This is a genomic window from Qingrenia yutianensis, from assembly GCF_014385105.1.
In the GTDB taxonomy this organism is placed as follows: Bacteria; Bacillota; Clostridia; order UMGS1810; family UMGS1810; genus Qingrenia; species Qingrenia yutianensis.
In genome coordinates, this window is sequence record NZ_JACRTE010000094.1 from 1 (window position 1) to 661 (window position 661).

Annotated in this window: 1 protein-coding gene; it reads right to left on the bottom strand. The window is 39.9% G+C overall.

Annotation, left to right across the window (positions count from 1 at the left end; genetic code table 11):
* On the bottom strand, nucleotides 1-661 hold a 661-nt coding region (gene mobP3, locus H8706_RS12255; protein ID WP_262432861.1), incomplete at both ends, for a MobP3 family relaxase.

A 661-nucleotide genomic window follows, 5' to 3' on the forward strand; every position in this document is an offset into this window, starting at 1 on the left:
CATTTGCAAATACAGACTTGACCTTTTCAATATCCCTCTCGGTTATATATCCTTTGGCATCGCCTGTTGCATAAACCACCATATGAATGTGCGGATGCCCTGCCTCATTATGAAATGCGCCGTACCACTTAAACTCATCAAAAGGAATGTCAAATATCTCGGCAAGCTCCATCTGTTTTGCTCGGATAAGGCTCCGCCACATATCGGCATTATCATATCCGAGCCTTTCGGCATCTTCTCTTTTTAATGAGATTATCGGAGTCCAAACGACGCCGTTTATATTCTCAATTTCTTTTTTTACTTCCGAAAGATTTACATTTTCCTCGCTCCCGAACAGTCCGTGTGAGGACAGTTTTTCAACATGCGGTCTGGTCGCAATATAGTTTATGTATGTTTCTTTGTTTACAAATGCGTCGGGATTATTTTCCGCTATCGTTGTAATCAAAGCCGACGCATTTTGTTTCGTGGGATTCTCAATATAGTCCTCATACTCAAAAGATTTTTTCACATCGGGACATTCCGAAAGCATTTTATCAATAAATTTAAGCTGTTTTTCAGTCGGTTTGCCGACCAATATTTGCTCATTTACTGTTTTATCAACGCCTTTCCTTTTTGCAACATAATCTATCAAACCGCCGACTTTTTTTGACGCTTTAAGGTG